The 206-nt window shown below is 39.8% G+C and carries 1 protein-coding gene; it reads left to right on the forward strand.

What is annotated here, in order from left to right:
• Nucleotides 1-59: 59 nt before the first annotated feature.
• Nucleotides 60-206: MerR family transcriptional regulator (locus ACLUWI_RS10545; RefSeq protein ID WP_412147265.1), on the forward strand; the 147-nt coding region annotated here is incomplete at its 3' end.

Raw genomic sequence — 206 nt, forward strand, 5'->3', positions numbered from 1 at the left:
TTTAAATGTGTTATAATAGATTCAACCTACTAAAGTGAGGTGAATCTATTTTGAACAAAATCTATAAGGTTAGCCAAGCTGCTGAACTGCTTGGTGTTTCAGTTTCAACAATGCAGCGTTGGGATCGAGAGGGGCGCATCAAGGCTTATCGAAATGCTGCCAATCGGCGTTACTACACTCAAGAACAATTGAATAAGTATCTAGGG

Origin of the sequence: Limosilactobacillus mucosae (assembly GCF_046939755.1) — a bacterium.
Classification (GTDB): Bacteria; Bacillota; Bacilli; order Lactobacillales; family Lactobacillaceae; genus Limosilactobacillus; species Limosilactobacillus mucosae_A.